The organism is Vibrio sp. B183, from assembly GCF_000740665.1.
GTDB classification, from domain to species: domain Bacteria; phylum Pseudomonadota; class Gammaproteobacteria; order Enterobacterales; family Vibrionaceae; genus Vibrio; species Vibrio coralliilyticus.
In genome coordinates this window covers 61234-79737 of record NZ_JPQB01000003.1, presented here as the reverse complement: position 1 = coordinate 79737, position 18504 = coordinate 61234, and the positions used below count along the sequence as shown (strand labels likewise).

Below are 18504 nucleotides of genomic sequence, written 5' to 3'. Positions count from 1 at the left end.
AAACTGAAAAGAGATTAGAAAAAGTCAGATCAAGAATCACGGTGAATGAACTCACCTGATGTTAAGTTGCGAGTCACTTTGTAGTTACAACGAAATAAGAAACGGTCTAGGCCAATAAAAATGTCTTTTGGCTTCAAAAACACCAAATAATTCACCGATATAGAATCCAATAATACTGTCATCATCAGCGAGTAATGTTAATTTATCAGAACATTACACTATATAATTATTAAGCCATTAAAAAAGCCAGCCCGAAGGCTGGCTCTTAACGTTTTGCATCAACGAACAGGATTATTCCCACTCAATCGTCGCTGGTGGTTTACCCGAAATGTCGTAAACCACACGCGAAATACCGTCAACTTCGTTGATAATACGGTTAGATACTTTACCAAGGAAATCGTATGGTAGGTGCGCCCAATGTGCCGTCATGAAGTCGATCGTTTCAACTGCACGTAGAGAAACGACCCAGTCGTATTTACGGCCATCGCCCATAACGCCAACAGAGCGTACAGGTAGGAATACCGTGAAGGCTTGCGATACTTTGTTGTAAAGATCCGCTGCATGTAGCTCTTCAATGAAGATAGCATCTGCACGACGTAGCAAGTCACAGTACTCTTTCTTGATTTCGCCAAGAACACGAACACCTAGACCAGGACCTGGGAACGGGTGGCGGTAAAGCATGTTGTAAGGCAAACCTAGCTCTAGGCCAATCTTACGAACTTCATCTTTGAACAGCTCACGTAGAGGTTCAACAAGGCCCATTTCCATATCGTCTGGCAGGCCGCCAACATTATGGTGAGATTTGATTACGTGTGCTTTACCTGTCTTAGATGCCGCTGACTCGATGACGTCTGGGTAGATAGTACCCTGAGCAAGCCACTTCGCATTTTTCAGCTTCTTAGATTCTTCATCGAATACGTCGACAAATACGTGACCGATAGTCTTACGCTTCTCTTCTGGATCCGACTTACCTTCAAGAGCTGCAAGGAAACGCTCTTCCGCATCAACTTTGATGATGTTCAGACCGAATTGATCGCCAAACATATCCATCACTTGCTGACCTTCATTTAGACGAAGCAGACCGTTATCGACGAATACACAGGTTAGCTTGTCACCGATTGCACGGTGAACCAGCATTGCAACGACAGATGAATCCACACCGCCCGACAGGCCTAGGATGACTTCATCGTCACCTACCTGCTCTTTGATACGCGCAACGGCATCTTCAATGATCGATTCTGAAGTCCAAAGCCCTTCACAACCACACACGCCAAGAACAAAGTTCTCAAGCATTTGCTTGCCTTGCTTAGTGTGCGTTACTTCAGGGTGGAACTGAACACCGTAGTATTTCTTTTCTTCATTGGCCATTGCCGCATAAGGACAAGTGTCAGTCTCGCCGACTTTTACGAAGTCCGCTGGAATTTCTACCACTTTGTCACCGTGGCTCATCCACACGTCTTGAGTTGCTTCAAGATCTTTAAACAGTGTCGATTCACCAGAAACTTTGACTTGTGCGTAGCCGAATTCACGCTCGGTTGACCCAGCAACTTTACCACCTAGCTGCTCAGCCATAGTCTGCATGCCGTAACATACACCTAGTACTGGCACACCAGAGTCAAATACATATTGAGGCGCGCGTGGAGAGTTATCTTCCGTTACGCTTTCTGGACCACCAGATAGGATGATACCGTCTGGATTGAATTCACGAATATCCGCTTCTTCAACGTCCCAGCTCCACAGTTCACAGTACACACCGATTTCACGTACACGGCGTGCGACTAGCTGAGTGTACTGAGAACCGAAGTCCAAGATCAGAATACGTTGGTCATGAATATTTTTAGTCATTTTGAGCAGTCTTATAAGCTAGGTTATTAAAACGGAGGCGAGTGTACTCGCCTCTTATTAATGCTTCAAGGAAAAAAGCAAACGTTTACGTCAGGTGTGTAGGTTTTATTTTTACAACAGTAAAAATTAACCTAGACGGTAGTTTGGTGCTTCCTTGGTAATTTGAACGTCGTGTACATGAGATTCTTTCATGCCAGCGCCCGAAATACGTACAAATTCAGCTTTAGTACGCATATCTTCAACGGTTGCACTGCCAGTAAGACCCATGCTTGAACGTAGACCACCCATTTGTTGGTGAACGATCTCTTTTAGACGACCTTTGTATGCGATACGGCCTTCGATACCTTCAGGAACAAGTTTGTCGGCAGCATTATCAGACTGGAAGTAACGGTCAGATGAGCCTTGAGACATCGCGCCTAAAGAACCCATACCACGGTAAGCTTTGTAAGAACGGCCGTTGTATAGAATTACTTCACCTGGTGCTTCTTCGGTACCAGCGAACATTGAGCCAACCATCACACATGATGCGCCAGCAACGATAGCTTTACAGATATCACCGGAGAAACGGATACCGCCATCCGCAATAACTGGAATGCCATATTCGTTCGCAACTTCTGCCGCATCTGCAATAGCAGTAACCTGAGGAACACCTACGCCAGTTACGATACGAGTGGTACAGATAGAGCCTGGGCCGATACCAACCTTCACAGCACTGACACCCGCTTCAATCAGCGCTTTAGCGCCTGCACTCGTTGCAACGTTACCACCAATGATGTCTAGATCTGGGTAAGCCGCACGAGTTTCACGAATACGGTTTAGTACGCCTTCAGAATGGCCATGAGAAGAGTCGATAAGTAGAACGTCAACACCCGCTTCAACCAGGGCTGCAACACGCTCTTCGTTACCTGCACCAGCACCAACTGCTGCACCGACGCGTAGACGACCTTGCGCATCTTTACATGCGTTTGGTTTACGTTCTGCTTTATGGAAATCTTTTGCTGTAATCATACCGGTTAGTTGGAACTCATCGTTCACGACCAGTACTTTCTCAACACGTGCTTCATGCATTTTCTCTTGCACTTCTTCACGAGTTGCACCTTCTTTTACTGCCGCCAGACGCTCCTTAGGTGTCATAACGACTTCAACTTTCTTAGAAAGGTCAGTTACGAAACGAACGTCACGGCCAGTGATGATACCAACTAACTCATTGTTATCAGTTACGACAGGGAAACCTGCAAAACCATGCTTTTCTGTTAGAGCCACAACATCTGCAATTGTTGCATCAGGGTTTACAGTAACCGGATGGGAAACCACGCCAGCTTCGTAAATCTTAACCTGATGAACCATTTCAGCTTGTTGCTCAATCGACATGTTTTTGTGGATAAAGCCAATGCCACCTTCCTGCGCTAGAGCGATAGCCAGACGAGCTTCCGTCACGGTATCCATAGACGCAGAAATCATCGGAATGTTAAGGGTGATGTTTTTCGTCAGCTGAGTGCGAAGATCAGCTGTGTTTGGGAGAACGGTGGAGTGTGCTGGCACTAGTAGAACATCGTCGAATGTCAGCGCTTCTTTGGCAATTCTTAGCATTTGCAATATCTCACAATTAGAGGAGTAAAAGAACAATCCGGTCTCATCGTTTCGCATAATGAGGGCAGTTAGCGGAGAAGCTAGGCTGCATTTGGATTAGATATTGCGGACGGATTATACGGCGAACGCAATCGCTTGACCACAAGTTTTTTTAATTTTTTTCTTGCAATTACCCCCTTGCTATGTATTATATTGCCGCTAATTTCCATACTCACGCCTATGAGATTAGCTGTGTCATCTCTGACTAATCAAAACATCTTCACTGTATCTCGTCTTAATTCTGAAGTTCGCCTATTACTAGAAAATGAAATGGGTATTGTGTGGTTGGTCGGCGAAATCTCAAACTTCTCTGCGCCCGTTTCAGGCCACTGGTATTTTACCCTCAAAGACTCCCGTGCTCAGGTTAAGTGCGCCATGTTCCGTGGCAACAATCGCCGAGTGACTTTTAAACCTCAGAATGGCAATCAGGTTTTAGTCAAAGCTCGTCTGTCATTGTATGAGCCTCGTGGTGACTACCAACTTATTATCGAGAGTATGCAGCCAGAGGGAGATGGCCGACTTCAGCAGCAGTTTGAAGAACTAAAAATGAAGCTGGCTGGTGAAGGTTTGTTTGCTCAAACCAGCAAAAAGCCATTGCCAGAACACCCAAAACGTGTTGGCGTAGTGACCTCCAAAACCGGCGCTGCCCTCTTCGATATTCTTGATGTCCTGAAGCGACGTGATCCTTCGTTACCTGTCGTGGTTTACCCGACACTAGTTCAAGGAGAGGATGCTGCCATTCAGATCGCACAGGCCATAGGTTGTGCGAATAGTCGCAACGAATGTGACGTGTTGATTGTTGGTCGAGGCGGCGGTTCTTTGGAAGATCTTTGGTGTTTCAACAACGAAATTGTCGCACGTACAATTGCAGCCAGTCAGATACCTATTATCAGTGCTGTCGGACATGAAATCGATGTGACTATCGCCGACTTTGTTGCCGATATGCGTGCACCTACACCATCAGCCGCAGCGGAATTAGTCAGCCGAGATAACAGCCACAAAGCGCAAGCCATCAATACTCGTCAGCACAAACTTCATAGTGCTATTCGTCATTATCTGACCAAGCATAAACAAACCACGTCGACGCTACAGCACCGACTGGAACGTCAACACCCGTCTCATCAACTTCAGAGACAGAGCCAACAGCTCGACGAGTTGTCTGTTCGTCTGCAACGCTCAATGGAACGCTATCTGACTACCCGCAGTCAGAATGTAGAACGCCAGCAATATAAGCTACAACTCCACTCTCCAGTGGCGCGACTCAATGAACAGAAGCTGTCGTTACAAAGACTTGAGCAAACTCTGATGGACGCGATGGACAGAAAGCTACTTAACTCTCGCCACCAACTCGCACTGGCTGCTGAAAAACTGGATACTGTCAGCCCGCTCGCGACGTTAAAACGTGGATACTCCATTACTCAAGATGCATCAGGTAAAGTGCTGACCAAAGCGGCCGAGACAAAAACGGGTGATACTCTGGTCACCCGTTTATCTGACGGAGAGATACACTCTACCGTCGTTTAAGCCTGTTTAATGAACTGAAAGCCAACTCTGGACTTCGACTTAAGTTCGTTACAAGTGTGGCAAAAATAGCTGGCGGAACCACAAGCCTGTAGTTTTTCTAGCTTGTCTTTACACTCAGGGCAGTAGCCAACCTTGATGTAATCACTCGCACAGTCATTGCAGTGGTAGTGACCTTGCCACTCTAGCTCTTTCTGACATACTGGACACGGATTCATATTGAATTCTCTTAATCGATGCTTCTACTGAGAGCTTATATTCTGAGGCACTCCAGATACTATGATCTAAGTCACTCTCAGTGGTGATGCTTAATCTGATACATCTGCTTATCCGCTTGTTTAATCAAGCACTCAATAGAGTCTAGGCGTTCAATATTCACAATAGACAACCCGACACTCACATTGACTTCAATCGTATGCAGTGGAGTAATCTCTGCCAAACTTTCTCTGAGCTCGGTATGCAGGATCCGGAGAGCTTCTTCATCATCTGAAAACGCAAACGCGACAAACTCATCGCCACCATAGCGTCCACTAATGCCTGACTCTGAAAAACAGTGTTTGAAAGCGTGGCCAACTGCTGTTAGCACAACATCCCCTACTTCATGTCCATTCTTGTCATTGATCTGCTTGAACTTATCAATATCGGCAAAGAAGCATGCGACGTAAGTTAAATTGGTGTTGAGGCAATCAGAGGCTCGCTGAAGCAACGCTCGTCGATTCAGACAACCTGTTAAGCAATCATAACTAGCGTGATAGTGAAGCTGCTGTTCAAGCTGATATTTTTCCCACGCGACAGCGTAAAGAGAAGCCAACATTTCTAGAACTTCCAGCTCTTCTTCGCTTGGCTTAGAAGGTTGCGAGCTGTATATCGCAAATGTCCCCATCACAGTCTGATCATTCGCTAATATAGGTACCGACCAGCAAGCGCGAAGGTTAGCTTTTTCAGTAATAGAGAGAAAAGGCGCCCAGTTAGGGTGGTGATTGATGTCTTCCACCACAACCGTTCGCTTGAGAAAAGCCGCTGCACCACAAGAGCCGACGTTTTCCCCAATCTCAACCCCTTCTATCGCCTGATTGTAGAAATCAGGCAAACTAGGCGCATATTCCAAATGCAATTGTTGTGTCGGCTCATCAAGACGCAAAATGGACGCACGGCGTTCACCAAACCAATGCTCGGACAGATCAACCACTCTGCGATTGAGCTCTGCTTTCCCCATTCCTAATGCAAGCTTGGTGAGCAACTTATTGACCTCTCTGTGGGCATGCAGAAGTCGGTTATAACTCATAAGGCTGACTCGTTTTTATTATTAACAGAACAAAGTAACATATAAGGTCATTTTATAATCAGACCTTAGCCACACTAGCATACTGAATAATTGATTATCGAGTTGACATCTATATTATGGGGTAAAGATCTTCATGAGATCATCGGCTAAATCCATTTTGATCAGCGATCACCCCTCAAAAGAATATTTATATAACCACACACCGAAAGCATAAGTTACATGTGCTGTTTTTGAATTTAAAACAAGATTAAAACCCAAATCAAACGCAAAAATTCAGGTATTTAGAATTTAATAAAATGATCGCATTCTAATTATGCCGCGATTACATTAGTGTGCATTTCAATATTTTGCGCATCAATTTGAATCAAATTAACCACAATGCCTTTGTATTCATTGAGGTTTTTAGCATGTGTACCACCGCAAGGGATTTCAGCAAGGTTCTGTTCTCCAAGATCACATCGCCAATAACGTGAATCTGTTAACGCATCGCCACAGCATTTTATCTCGATATCAGCATCGACAGTTAACCATTGTGCTATCTGCTGGTTAACCCAGGATTGTATCTTTTCTAAATCAGCCAGCATGTCTGCACTGTTTAGCCCTCGCTTGCGCAGTGTTTTGCCAAGACGGTATGTATCGATACACTTATCTTCACTCACAAAGCTTGTCTCTTGGGCATAGCTGTTAAAGTCGTAGTAGCCGTGTGGGTCTTTACGATCTGCCTCTTTGCGCCAGTAACCATTTTCCACTAACACTTTGTTAAGCGCCAAATAGGCGATATGCCCAGCGCTGTGTCCCCGACTCAGTGCTTGCTGATACGGTTTGTCTACAACGAGTGTGACCTCCTGCTGAGCCACAAGGCCTGTGACCGATTTATCTAGGCAATGCACAACAACAAATGCCCATCCTTCTTCATCGCGTTTGACTGGGATTGCACTGCCAACGTAGAGCTCATGACTGCTGAGTTCAACAGCGCCAACCAAACAATCAATCACCACGTGACCGTCAATGGTTCCTTTATCCGCTGGATGATCAGGCCAGATATGACTTACGGGATGGAATGGGGTCATTTCGGTGATGAGGTAAAGGTAATCTTGTCCCAATTCAACGCGTTGAACCTGAGAAGTAAGCTGCCACGTATCGTGACAAAAGCGTGTAATTGTAGGTGTAACAGACATCTAGCTATCCTGTATAAAAAAAGCGCCCTTATTTAAAGGCGCTTTTTGTGTTCTATATTATTTTTTGCGGTTTTTCATCATGCTCATCAAGCGCTTACGTTTACGCTCTTGAGACAGGGTCATCTTATTTGACTTGCCTTCAAATGGGTTATCGCTGTTTTGGAATTGAATTCGAATTGGCGTGCCCATGATCTCTAATGACTTACGGTAATAGTTCATCAGATAGCGCTTGTAAGAATCCGGCAGTTCATTAACCTGATTACCGTGAATCACCACAATTGGTGGGTTATAACCGCCTGCGTGTGCATATTTCAGCTTCACGCGACGACCACGAACCAATGGTGGCTGGTGATCTTCGGTCGCCATTTTCATGATACGAGTCAGAACCGAAGTGCCCACACGAGTGGTCGCTGACTTATATGCTTCCTGAACTGATTCGAACAAGTGGCCAACACCAGTACCGTGAAGAGCAGAAATAAAGTGAATACGAGCGAAGTCAACAAAGCCAAGACGACGATCAAGTTCTTTCTTAACGTGCTCTTTAACGTCCATATCCAAGCCATCCCACTTGTTAACGGCAATGACAATCGAACGACCTGCGTTCAATGCAAAGCCAAGCAGGCTAAGATCTTGGTCTGAGATGTTTTCACGTGCATCGATAACAAGCAGTACAACGTTAGCATCTTCTACCGCTTTCAAAGTCTTAACAACGGAGAACTTCTCTACTGTTTCGTTGATACGCTTACGACGACGGACACCCGCAGTATCGATAAGAACATACTCTCGACCGTCTCGCTCCATCGGAATGTAGATAGAGTCACGAGTCGTGCCCGGCATGTCATACACAACTACACGCTCTTCCCCAAGGATGCGGTTGGTTAGCGTCGATTTACCAACATTTGGACGACCGATAATCGCCAATTTGATTGGTTGATCTTGAAGACGCTTAAATTCCGCTTCTGCTTCTTCTTCAGTGTAATCAAGCTTCTCTTCATCTTCGTCAATGAAGTCTGTCAGATCTTCGATTTCACCTCGTGCTTCTTCCGCCATTTTCTCAGCAAATGGGTTTAGTGCGCGGTCGATCAATGCACCCACACCACGGCCATGTGCCGCAGCAATCTGGTACATGCTTTCAACGCCTAGCTGCCAGAAGTCAGCCGAAGCTGCATCCGCATCAATGCCATCAACTTTGTTAACGACAAGCATTGAAGGCTTTTCAATCTTACGCAGGTGATTAGAAATCGCGATGTCCGATGGAGTTAGACCGGCACGGCCATCCACCATAAACAGTACAACATCAGCTTCATCAATCGCCGCAAGCGACTGTTCAGCCATTTTAGTTTCAACACCTTCTTCAGTACCGTCGATACCACCAGTGTCAATAACAATAAATTCGTGTTCACCAAGCTTAGCTTGGCCATATTTACGGTCACGAGTTAAGCCAGGGAAGTCCGCGACTAATGCGTCACGCGTGCGAGTCAGTCGATTAAACAACGTTGATTTACCAACGTTTGGACGCCCTACCAGAGCAACAACAGGTACCATAACAACCTCTACAATATACTTTCTATGTAGTTATAGGTAATGACTAATCCCAATACCAGTGTTTACCTATAACTACAGATTTTCTTTTGTTCTATCCAATAAAACGGCTCCCAACTGTTACCAGCCAGGAGCCGAATGTGAATTATATCACACGATTACTTGGTAATGCTCAGTTTCTTTACATCGCCATTACGTGTTACTGCAATGTAGCCATCTGGCACACTAATTGGCGCAACTGCGAAACCGCTGCTGCTGATTTGCTGCTGTGCAACAAATTCGCCAGTATCTCGGTCAAGCCAATGCAGATAACCTTCGCTATCGCCCACAACCACATAGCCATCAATGAGTGCCGGTGCGGTCAATAGACGGTGTTCAAGTTGCTCGTTACTCCAAAGCTCTGTGCCACTGCGTGCATCAACGGCAACCAGATAATCTTTATCTGTCACAACAAACAGACGACCACCATCGCTGGCAAGATCAGTAGATGACGAGTATTTACGCTTCCAGACTGACTTACCCGAGCGCAGATCAATAGCGGTCAACTGACCGTTATAACCAACAATATACAGTGTGCTACCAAGAACCAGTGGAGAAGCATCAACGTCGACTAGACGATCGATTTCTGTTGCTCCTTGTGGCGTACCGATAGGTTGTTGCCAAATCAGTTGACCACGCTCTGCAATCGCAGCCGCTAGACGACCATTCGCTGTTCCCCAGAATACACCGCCAGATACCGTCACAGGAGCGCTGTTACCGCGCAGAGTCAGACTTGGCACTTCTGTGCTGATGGTCCACTTGGTATCACCGGTTGCCTGATCCAGAGCAATCAACATACCCGTTGCAGTGTGAACAATAACTAAGTTGCTTTCCGTCGCAGGTGCCGCTAGCACTTCACCTTCAACATCTACACGCCAGTTAACTTCACCAGTTTCTTCGTTCAGCGCAATCACCTGACCGTTTTCACTACCAATAAAAATTTGGCTATAACCTGCAGTGATGCCACCAGATAAGCGAGCGGGAACATTCTGTTCAAGATCTTGTTGCCACAAGGTACTGCCATTTTCAGGACTCAGTGCCTTCACAATACCTTCACGGCTTGCAACAAAGACTTTGTCATAAGCGTATTCAGGAGACAATTTAGAGAAGTAGTTTGATACGCCATCACCAACACTGGCACTCCATTCACTCTTCGGAGTGAATTCACTGTCAACCTGAGGCACTGGCGCCATGATAATGGTATCTTCTTCACTGGCACAGCCAGCCAAAACACCCAAAATGGCCGCCGCAGTGAGGGCTTTCTTCAGCATTTTATTCATGCACAGCACCATTACTTCGCCAGGTCGTCCAGTTTCATTTGTATAGTCTGACTTGCATCATCCGCTTGCTGTGCTTCAGTATAAGCTGCGTACGCACCTTCCGCGTCACCTTTACGAAGAAGGATATCCCCCTTCAGCTCAGCAACACGTCCAGCCCAGCTTTCATCATTAATTGCAGCTAGTTCAGAAACAGCCGCATCAAATTCACCCTGTTCTGCTTTCAAGCGAGCAAGACGGAAAGAAATAACAGAAATTAGTGCTTGGTCTTCAGTCGCTGTTTTTGCCCACTCAAGCTGCGCTAGTGCTTCATCTAAGCTGCCCGCTTCAACCTGCACTTTCGCTAGTTGGAGAGCTGCAAGGACTGCATACTGAGTCTCTTTGTTACCATCAATAAAGCTCTGAACCGCACCTTCGCCTTCAGCACCTTTGGCCGCCAGTTCCTGAACAGCCTTGGTATAACTTTCAGACGCAGCTTCCTGAGCTGCTGTCACTGAATCTTGGTAGTAGCGCCAACCAAATAGGCCACCCAGACCTATAACCGCGCCGAAAATGACCGCTTTACCGTTTTCTTTCCACCAATCTTTGATCGCTTCTACTTGTTGTTCTTCAGTATCGTAGAGTTCCACTTCCTGTCCTCTTAAATCTAAAAAGTGGTGACTAGAATCACCACTTCAAATTTGAATGCGTTTAAACCAACTCTGCCAGCTTAGCTGCAACGTCTGCTTGGCCGTAAGTTTCTTGAGTACCGCCAATCAGGTCTTTCAGTACCACAGTGTTATCTGCTACTTCGTTCTCACCAAGAACCAGCGCCACTGCTGCACCCACCTTGTCGGCACGCTTAAATTGTTTCTTAAAGTTGCCACCACCGAAATGGTTCATCACACGAATGCCAGGAACTTGCTCACGTAGCAGCTCTGCCAGCTTCATGCCCGCCATCATAGTGCCTTCGCCCGCAGTAACCATGTAGACATCAACAGAGCGGCGAACATCTGTCAGTTCTAGTGTTTCTAGCATAAGAACTAGACGCTCAAGACCCATTGCGAAACCGACAGCTGGCGTTGCTTTACCGCCCAACTGTTCGACTAGACCGTCATAACGGCCACCGCCACATACTGTGCCTTGAGCCCCTAAGCTTTCCGTGATCCACTCAAATACCGTGCGGTTGTAGTAATCAAGGCCACGAACCAGACGCTCATTTACTGTGTATTCGATACCTGCAGCGTCAAGAAGTTCACAAAGACCAGCAAAATGTTGTTTGGACTCTTCACCAAGATAATCTGAAAGACGTGGCGCATCACCAAGGATCGCCTGAACGTCAGGGTTCTTAGTATCCAAAACGCGCAGCGGGTTTGTGTGCATACGACGTTTGCAGTCATCATCCAGAACATCGATGTGTTGCTCAAGGAAGGCAATCAAAGCTGTGCGGTAGTTAGCACGGTCTTCTAGAGAACCGATAGAGTTCAGCTCAAGACGAACGTGCTTATCAATACCCAACTCACGCCACAGACGTGCTGTCATCATAATAAGTTCAGCATCGACATCTGGACCATCTAGACCAAACACTTCTACACCACACTGGTGGAATTGACGGTAGCGGCCTTTCTGTGGACGTTCATGACGGAACATTGGCCCCATGTACCATAGACGCTGTTCAGAGCGGTCAATCAGGCTGTTCTCAATACAAGAGCGTACACAACCAGCAGTCCCTTCCGGACGAAGAGTCAGGCTGTCACCATTGCGATCGTCAAAGGTGTACATCTCCTTTTCAACCACATCCGTGACTTCACCGATAGCACGGCTAAATAGATGAGTCATCTCAACGATTGGCATGCGCACTTCGCTGTAACCGTATGCGCTGATTACATTCTTCACTGCGTTTTCAAGTTTTTGCCACAGTGGTGATTGAGTTGGAAGGCAGTCGTTCATGCCTCGAATTGCTTGGATTTTCTTTGCCACAATATTTACCGTAATTTTGGTTACGTTGAGATTAATCTTTTACTTTTACGTCGATGCGGTTCGCTTCATCTAATGTTGAAGCTTTTGCACGAATTTTAGCTTCTAGCTGGTCAACAAGGTCGTTATTGTCGAAACGCTCTTTCTGACGTTTACCGTCTTCATAGAATGCGCTTTTCTTGTTGCTGCCAGCAAGACCGAGGTGAGAGACTTCTGCTTCACCCGGGCCATTGACGACACAACCGATGATAGACACGTCCATCGGAGTAATGATGTCTTCAAGACGCTCTTCTAACGCGTTAACCGTGCTAATCACATCAAATTCCTGACGTGAACAGCTTGGGCAAGCAATGAAGTTGATACCACGGGAGCGAATACGCAGAGATTTAAGAATATCAAAGCCAACTTTGATCTCTTCAACCGGGTTAGCTGCCAGAGAAATACGCAGCGTATCACCGATACCTTCTGCCAATAGCATACCCAGACCAACCGCAGACTTCACAGAACCTGCACGAGCGCCGCCCGCTTCGGTAATACCTAAGTGAAGTGGCTGATCGATTTTCTTCGCCAACAAGCGATACGAATCGACAGCAAGGAAAACATCTGACGCCTTTACACTGACTTTAAACTGGTCAAAGTTAAGACGATCCAGAATATCAACATGACGCATTGCAGACTCTACCAGCGCCTCAGGCGTTGGTTCGCCGTACTTCATCTGGATATCTTTTTCCAGAGAGCCGCCATTCACACCAATACGGATAGGAATATTCTTATCGCGCGCGCAATCAACGACTGAACGGATACGATCTTCGTTACCGATATTACCCGGGTTGATACGCAAACAGTCAACACCGTATTCAGCAACTTTCAGCGCGATACGGTAGTCAAAGTGAATATCAGCCACCAGCGGAATGTTGACCTGCTGCTTAATTTGCTTAAAGGCTTCAGCCGCATCCATAGTAGGAACTGACACGCGAACGATATCAGCACCGACATTTTCCAGTGATTTTATTTGTGCAACAGTCGCTTCGACGTCTGTTGTTCTGGTGTTAGTCATCGACTGCACTGCAATCGGAGCACCGTCACCAATAGGCACATCGCCCACGTAAATACGAGTCGATGGGCGACGTTTGATAGGAGATTCGTGTTGCATATTTATTTCTAAGGTAAGGTGAATCTTGCTACTTTGCCTGAAGTATACCCAGAAAGGTCGACAGGTTCACTTGATAATGTCATTGAAACGTTTTCTGGGGCACCCAAAATCACGTTATAAGGCCTTTCACCGCTCACTTGTAAATCCTGACCGGCTTTCTTAATACCTGTCGCCAATGTTTTACCTGTCGCATCTTTCACCTGAATCCAACAGTCATCGCTGAAAGACATTTCTAAGAGGTTGGCGACAACGGGTTCAGAAGAATTTTCGGTTTCTTTCTCTGGTTGGTTCTGCTCAGCGACAACAACCGGTTCAGTGACTTGCTCCGTGACGACTTCAGGTTCAGCAGGCTCAGTAGTTTCTTGGACAACTTCAGTTGGCTGCTCAACGATTTCAGGCTCAGCCGTTGCTGTTTCAACCGGAGTAGTGACCTCTTCAAGTGGCTGTTCAACCACTTGCTGGCCCTCTGGTGATTCATTAATCAGGCTTGGCTCGACCGCAGCAAAATCTAGCTCATTGTTTTCAGCCAGCTCTTGCTCGATTTTCATTTCTTGTTCCGTTGCAGTGGTCAGTTCAACTGCGCTGTTTTCTTGGTTTTGCCACCACCAAACGGAAGAGATACCGACAATAATGGCAAAAATGCCCCATGTCAGAGTCATAATGCGGCTATCGTGTTTTTCTTTATTGGTCTTCTGCGAAAAGCTTTGCATCTCATGCTCTTCGTACTGCGCTTCACCGCAATCATCTAATGCGCACAACACCACAGATTCTTTAATGCCCACGACACGTGCATAAGAGCGTAGGTAACCACGAGTAAAGGTCGCCACCTGTTCACTTTCAAATTGATTCAATTCGATGTTTTCAATGATGGAGCGACGCAAACGTAGTCGATCCGCCACTTGTTGCTGCGTCAGGCCGAGCTCTTCGCGTTTTTGTTTTAAAATCGTACCCGCTTCGATTTTATTCTTTTCTTGTACTGGTGTTTGCTGTTCAACACTCATAATGTTTTAACGTCTCTTTTCAGGGGATTCTGAGCCAATCGCACGTTTATCGTTTTTCGTTAGTTGTGCTGGTTTTGTTCAAAATCCAAAATTTTTGAGGATATTGCCTCACCAAATTGCATAAAAGTACTTCACTCAATCGCAGAGGTATTACCTCTAAAGCACTAAAGTTTAATTCTAATAGATATCAGAGATGAAACAACATAGAAAAGGCGCATAAATTACAAGCAGCTCAAGGTTTTTCCTGATTTTGACATCATTTAGCAACACCAATTTACAAAAAAGCCAGAGCTGAGCCCTGGCTTTGTCGTCAAAACACTCAATTAAACTGCTTTTACTGCGATAGTGTCACCTTTAGCGGCACGAATCATCGCGGTGCGTTTAGTACGGTCAATCACATCACCAACCAACTGACCACATGCGGCATCAATATCATCACCACGTGTTTTACGAACCGTCACTGTATGCTCATATTGCATTAATGTTTTCTGGAAACGGTCAATGCGTGAGTTGCTTGGTTTTTTGTAAGGAGAGCCCGGATAAGGGTTAAACGGAATCAGGTTAATCTTACACGGCGTATCTTTCATCAGCTCAGCCAATTCACGCGCATGATCCATATCATCGTTTACATGGTCCAGTAGCACGTATTCCACGGTCACTTTACCGCGGTTCGCATTAGAAGAAGCGATGTAACGACGCACAGATGCTAAGAAATCTTGAATATCCCAACGGTCATTAATTGGCATGATTTCACTGCGCAGCTTGTCGTTTGGTGCGTGAAGAGAAATCGCTAACGCGACATCAATTTGACCTGTCATTTGATCCAGACCCGATACCACACCAGAAGTCGATACCGTGACGCGACGTTTAGATAGACCAAAACCTAGATCATCCAACATCAATTCCAATGCTGGGATCAGGTTTTTCATGTTTAGCAGTGGCTCCCCCATGCCCATCATCACAACGTTAGTGATAGGACGACGGCCTGTCTCTTTTTCCAAACCGATTTCACGTGCTGCACGCCATACCTGACCAATAATCTCAGAGACTTTCAGATTACGGTTAAAGCCTTGCTGAGCGGTTGAACAGAACTTACATTCCAATGCACAACCAACCTGAGACGACACACACAAAGTCGCACGATCATCTTCAGGAATATAAACCGTTTCTACGTCCTGGTCGCCAACCTTCATCGCCCACTTAATTGTGCCGTCTGAAGAGTGTTGAGCTTCCGCCACCACAGGGGCTTTAATCTCACACCGATGGATCAATTTCTCACGCAGCTTCTTGTTAATGTTGGTCATCTTCTCGAAGTCATCGACACCAAAATGGTAGATCCACTTCATCACCTGCTCGGCACGAAATGCTTTTTCACCAAGCTCTTCAGCAAAAAACTTGCGCATTCCTTGGCGATCAAAGTCGAGTAGATTGATTTTTTCAGTGGTCATGTGGCCTCACGAAACGACGTAACATTAATTAAGGGCGCGAATTGTACAGCCTTTATTCAACGACAACAAGAGGTCTAACACCCTGTATTTTTTAAGGCATTAATATCTCAGTGATTAAATTTTATACAGAAACAATCAACCCGCCAAATCGGCGGGTTGCGGTTAGCGGGAGACTTGTTTTATCTGTTCAACAATCGCTTTTAAACCATTGCCTCGTGATGGGCTGAGATGGGCAATGAGACCCAATTTTTCAAAGTACTCATCAATATTGAATGCCTGAATTTCTGCGCTGGTTTTGCCATCATAAGCCGCCATAACGAGCGCAATGAGGCCTCGCACAATACGTGCGTCGGAGTCGGCGCAAAAGTGCCACACACCATCAAGGTTTTCACTCACCAGCCAAACCTGGCTTTCACAGCCAGAAACCGTGACTTGTTCAGACTTCAGCTCATCAGGCATCGCAGGAAGTTTCTTTCCCCACTGAATAACCTGACGGTAACGGTCTTCCCAGCCTTTAAAGCCTTGCATAGTCGTAACGATGTCTTCTGCTTGAATATCAGTGCCAAAAGGTGACTGTGGGAATGAGGACATAAGAATCTCCAAACGAACTATTTACGGTATTTCTGAATCAGCTTCTCGACAATGCGCGAAACCGCCACAAAGCCGAATGTTGCGGTAACGACCGTTGCCGCTCCAAATCCACTGGCGCAGTCCATACGTTTTGGCCCTTCCGCTGTCGATTTTACACCACATACGCTGCCGTCTGGCTGAGGGTATTTCAGTTGTTCCGTTGAAAATACACACTCAATGCCAAATTTACGCTGCGGATTCTTGGGGAAATTGTGGTGACGACGCAAAGTATCTTTGATTTTTTTCGCCAATGGATCTTGGATGGTTTTGGTCAGGTCAGCAACTTGGATCTGGGTTGGATCAACTTGCCCACCCGCACCGCCGGTAGTAATCACTTTAATCCTGTTGCTACGACAATACGCCAGCAATGAAGCTTTCGCTTTCACGCTGTCGATTGCATCAAGCACGTAATCAAACTCTTTTGACAGATATTCGTGCTGGTTGTCTGGCGTAATAAAGTCATCAATCAGATTAACTTTGCACTCTGGATTGATGAGCTTGACGCGTTCGGCCATCACTTCGATCTTACTCTGCCCAACCGTACCGCTCATGGCATGGATCTGACGGTTGATGTTAGTAACACAGACATCATCCATATCAATCAAGGTCAACTCACCGATGCCTGTACGAGCCAATGCTTCAACCGCCCAGGAGCCTACGCCGCCAATGCCGATCACACAAACGTGCGCAGCACGAAGGATCTCCACTTCGCTATTGCCATAAAGACGACGAGTGCCGCCGAAGCGTTGGTTGTAGTTGTCTGAAGCAGGAGTATCAAGTTCGCGCATGGTGCTGTTCTTCCGCCGAGTGATGGTACAAAAATAAAGAGTGCGATTTATACGCACTCTTTATTAAAAAGTCTAGATGAGAAAAAGCTATTGTAACTTCTCGGGAGGCAATGCCCAAGGCGCCTGAGTTGACGAGTTTTCCAGCCCCAACTTCCAGACTCGCCCAAAGTGCTTATAGTGGCCCGCCTCAGTACCTGCTCTCGGCCCCATACCATGGTATAAATCGAGGTGATTTTGCTTCACTGCACCACCGGTATCGAGAACAATCAGTAGGCGTAACTGATGTGCACCACTCCAAGTGCCGTCGGCATTGAGCAATGGCACTTCAGCAAGAATAGGTGTTCCCATAGGGAAAATCGAACGGTCACCCGCCACAGATGCCATTGGCAGTAACGGGATCCCAGCTGTACCTGTTACCGGAGCGTCCGCTCTGGGCTCAAAGAACACGTAAGATGGATTTTGTTCAAGCAACTCACGAACAGTCGCTTCATCATTTGCCAACACCCATCCTTTGATTGCTTTCAGCGACATTTTTTCACGTGGGACTTGGTCTCGCTCAATCAACACCTTACCAATGCTGACGTAAGCTTTGTTGTTTTTCCCACCGTAGGCAAAATACTCCAGCGTATCGTCATCTTCAAAATGAACAAAGCCACTGCCCTGCACTTCCATCAGGAATGGGTCGATCATATTCGCCGCATAGCCTAATTCCAGCCCTTGCCCTTCTAATGCGCCACCATAAATTTGAGCGCGCGTCGGGCAGTCAGCCTCACACTCTGGTTTGCCATAGACAGGGTATTTGTAGGTTTCATTCGGTTCATGGCGCAATTCCATCACCGGTGAGAAATAGCCGGTAAACAAGACGTTACCTTGCTTATCACCGCCGCCTAGCTGGGCAGTTTGAATGCCAAAGTCAGCTAACTGCGCAGGATCACCACTCTGTAATACCCATTCATTGAGCTTTTCATACAAAGGCTGATAAACCCGAGCCATAGAAGGTGAGTTTTCAACGACTTGTTGAGACTGTTTGGTAAATTCAGTGAAATCCCGTGGTTTGTCCGATTCTACAACTGCGGTTTTATTCAGAATCGAATTAAATTCACCATCAAGATATTGTTGAGCACGATCGTGCGGTTGTGCACAGCCAAAGAGAACACTGGCTGCCACAATTGGAAGATATTTTTTGAACACAGGTTTATTCCTTTCAAGCCT

16 protein-coding genes are annotated in these 18504 nt (G+C 46.3%); 1 reads left to right on the top strand and 15 read right to left on the bottom strand.

Going from position 1 to position 18504, the window contains the following annotated elements; genetic code table 11:
• Positions 1-291: 291 nt before the first annotated feature.
• The gene (gene guaA / locus IX95_RS02275; protein ID WP_038156448.1) at positions 292-1845 is read right to left on the bottom strand and encodes a glutamine-hydrolyzing GMP synthase; all 1554 of its coding nucleotides are present in this window, start codon (positions 1843-1845) and stop codon (positions 292-294) included.
• A gap of 126 nt (positions 1846-1971) precedes the next feature.
• Positions 1972-3435, bottom strand: coding sequence for an IMP dehydrogenase (gene guaB / locus IX95_RS02270; RefSeq protein WP_006959688.1), 1464 nt, complete (start codon positions 3433-3435; stop codon positions 1972-1974).
• A gap of 231 nt (positions 3436-3666) precedes the next feature.
• Here guaB and xseA point away from each other — a divergent pair, with 231 nt between their 5' ends.
• A complete protein-coding gene (xseA, locus tag IX95_RS02265; protein ID WP_038156444.1) occupies positions 3667-4998 on the top strand; it encodes an exodeoxyribonuclease VII large subunit in 1332 nt (443 codons plus the stop codon).
• Here the strand turns inward: xseA and IX95_RS02260 are convergent.
• The 13 genes from IX95_RS02260 to mltA form a co-directional block, all read right to left on the bottom strand.
• Complete coding sequence (locus IX95_RS02260; RefSeq protein WP_038156441.1) at positions 4995-5213, bottom strand: zinc ribbon domain-containing protein; 219 nt, start codon at positions 5211-5213, stop codon at positions 4995-4997. The genes xseA and IX95_RS02260 overlap by 4 nt on opposite strands.
• Positions 5214-5290: 77 nt before the next feature.
• Positions 5291-6280: a GGDEF domain-containing protein gene (locus IX95_RS02255; protein WP_038156438.1), complete on the bottom strand. Its 990-nt coding sequence runs from the start codon at positions 6278-6280 to the stop codon at positions 5291-5293.
• Positions 6281-6591: 311 nt separating this feature from the next.
• The gene (locus tag IX95_RS02250) at positions 6592-7458 is read right to left on the bottom strand and encodes a metal-dependent hydrolase (RefSeq protein WP_038156436.1); all 867 of its coding nucleotides are present in this window, start codon (positions 7456-7458) and stop codon (positions 6592-6594) included.
• Positions 7459-7515: 57 nt separating this feature from the next.
• Entirely contained in the window at positions 7516-9003 is a 1488-nt protein-coding gene (gene der / locus IX95_RS02245) for a ribosome biogenesis GTPase Der (RefSeq protein WP_006959698.1), read from the bottom strand.
• A 155-nt stretch (positions 9004-9158) separates the two neighbouring features.
• Positions 9159-10319 carry an outer membrane protein assembly factor BamB gene (gene bamB, locus IX95_RS02240; RefSeq protein WP_038156433.1) on the bottom strand — a complete coding sequence of 387 codons (1161 nt, stop codon included), beginning with the start codon at positions 10317-10319 and terminating at the stop codon, positions 9159-9161.
• A gap of 11 nt (positions 10320-10330) precedes the next feature.
• Positions 10331-10945, bottom strand: a complete 615-nt coding sequence (locus tag IX95_RS02235; protein ID WP_038156430.1) for a YfgM family protein — start codon at positions 10943-10945, stop codon at positions 10331-10333.
• Between the two features lie 61 nt (positions 10946-11006).
• Positions 11007-12275 carry a histidine--tRNA ligase gene (gene hisS, locus IX95_RS02230; protein ID WP_006959704.1) on the bottom strand — a complete coding sequence of 423 codons (1269 nt, stop codon included), beginning with the start codon at positions 12273-12275 and terminating at the stop codon, positions 11007-11009.
• Positions 12276-12306: 31 nt separating this feature from the next.
• Positions 12307-13425 (bottom strand): flavodoxin-dependent (E)-4-hydroxy-3-methylbut-2-enyl-diphosphate synthase, encoded by a 1119-nt coding sequence (gene ispG / locus IX95_RS02225; RefSeq protein WP_019274159.1) that lies wholly within the window; start codon positions 13423-13425, stop codon positions 12307-12309.
• An 8-nt stretch (positions 13426-13433) separates the two neighbouring features.
• Entirely contained in the window at positions 13434-14426 is a 993-nt protein-coding gene (gene rodZ, locus IX95_RS02220) for a cytoskeleton protein RodZ (RefSeq protein WP_038156429.1), read from the bottom strand.
• A 323-nt stretch (positions 14427-14749) separates the two neighbouring features.
• Complete coding sequence (locus tag IX95_RS02215; RefSeq protein ID WP_006959710.1) at positions 14750-15874, bottom strand: bifunctional tRNA (adenosine(37)-C2)-methyltransferase TrmG/ribosomal RNA large subunit methyltransferase RlmN; 1125 nt, start codon at positions 15872-15874, stop codon at positions 14750-14752.
• Between the two features lie 162 nt (positions 15875-16036).
• Positions 16037-16465, bottom strand: coding sequence for a cysteine desulfurase sulfur acceptor subunit CsdE (gene csdE / locus IX95_RS02210; protein ID WP_038156428.1), 429 nt, complete (start codon positions 16463-16465; stop codon positions 16037-16039).
• Between the two features lie 17 nt (positions 16466-16482).
• Complete coding sequence (tcdA, locus tag IX95_RS02205; RefSeq protein ID WP_038156426.1) at positions 16483-17292, bottom strand: tRNA cyclic N6-threonylcarbamoyladenosine(37) synthase TcdA; 810 nt, start codon at positions 17290-17292, stop codon at positions 16483-16485.
• Between the two features lie 87 nt (positions 17293-17379).
• On the bottom strand, positions 17380-18483 hold the full coding sequence (gene mltA, locus IX95_RS02200) for a murein transglycosylase A (protein WP_038156424.1): 1104 nt from the start codon (positions 18481-18483) through the stop codon (positions 17380-17382).
• Between the last annotated feature and the right edge of the window lie 21 nt (positions 18484-18504).

Excerpts from the sequence above, each read along its gene's own strand:
- guaA (WP_038156448.1), bottom strand. The coding sequence starts at position 1,845 with ATGACTAAAAATATTCATGACCAACGTATTCTGATCTTGGACTTCGGT.
- guaB (WP_006959688.1), bottom strand. The coding sequence starts at position 3,435 with ATGCTAAGAATTGCCAAAGAAGCGCTGACATTCGACGATGTTCTACTA.
- IX95_RS02260 (WP_038156441.1), bottom strand. The coding sequence starts at position 5,213 with ATGAATCCGTGTCCAGTATGTCAGAAAGAGCTAGAGTGGCAAGGTCAC.
- IX95_RS02255 (WP_038156438.1), bottom strand. The coding sequence starts at position 6,280 with ATGAGTTATAACCGACTTCTGCATGCCCACAGAGAGGTCAATAAGTTG.
- IX95_RS02250 (WP_038156436.1), bottom strand. The coding sequence starts at position 7,458 with ATGTCTGTTACACCTACAATTACACGCTTTTGTCACGATACGTGGCAG.
- der (WP_006959698.1), bottom strand. The coding sequence starts at position 9,003 with ATGGTACCTGTTGTTGCTCTGGTAGGGCGTCCAAACGTTGGTAAATCA.
- bamB (WP_038156433.1), bottom strand. The coding sequence starts at position 10,319 with ATGAATAAAATGCTGAAGAAAGCCCTCACTGCGGCGGCCATTTTGGGT.
- ispG (WP_019274159.1), bottom strand. The coding sequence starts at position 13,425 with ATGCAACACGAATCTCCTATCAAACGTCGCCCATCGACTCGTATTTAC.
- rodZ (WP_038156429.1), bottom strand. The coding sequence starts at position 14,426 with ATGAGTGTTGAACAGCAAACACCAGTACAAGAAAAGAATAAAATCGAA.
- IX95_RS02215 (WP_006959710.1), bottom strand. The coding sequence starts at position 15,874 with ATGACCACTGAAAAAATCAATCTACTCGACTTTGATCGCCAAGGAATG.
- csdE (WP_038156428.1), bottom strand. The coding sequence starts at position 16,465 with ATGTCCTCATTCCCACAGTCACCTTTTGGCACTGATATTCAAGCAGAA.
- tcdA (WP_038156426.1), bottom strand. The coding sequence starts at position 17,292 with ATGCGCGAACTTGATACTCCTGCTTCAGACAACTACAACCAACGCTTC.